Source organism: Bacillus sp. SIMBA_005, from assembly GCF_046535585.1.
GTDB lineage: Bacteria > Bacillota > Bacilli > Bacillales > Bacillaceae > Bacillus > Bacillus pumilus.
Genome location: NZ_JAWRWI010000055.1, coordinates 1 through 444 on the forward strand (window position 1 = coordinate 1; position 444 = coordinate 444).

The following is a 444-nucleotide window of genomic DNA, read 5'->3' on the forward strand; positions in this document are numbered from 1 at the left end:
GGAATCACACGTATAATGATGTCAGCATCATTGATGACTTTGCCGATTTGTGTGGCGACGACCGCCAATAAAACCAGAGCCATAAAAGGAACAGGCAGCCACGCCGTCCATTCCAACACCTTTTCTCCCGCCGGTTTCTTATCAGCCCATAATTGAGTCATCACCGCCGCCAGCAGCGGCACCGCTATTAACAATAAGAATGCTTCCAGAAACGGTCCCGCATGAACAGCTCCTATCACTTCTTTCCCGATAAACAGCCACAGGTATAACGGAAGCAATACCATCTGAACGGCGAACAAAACCGGCGTGGAAGCCAGTATTAATCTCTCATTTCCTTTGCCGAGCTGAGTAAAGACGATGACGTAATCAATACAAGGTGTAAGCAATACCAAACAAACCCCTGATAATATAGGAGGAGATTGAGGAAAAATGGCGGTTAACACC

The 444-nt window shown here is 47.1% G+C and carries 1 pseudogene; it reads right to left on the reverse strand.

Annotated elements, in window-relative coordinates:
• Positions 1-444, reverse strand: a pseudogene (locus SB660_RS19050) (arsenic resistance protein); the annotation flags it as partial.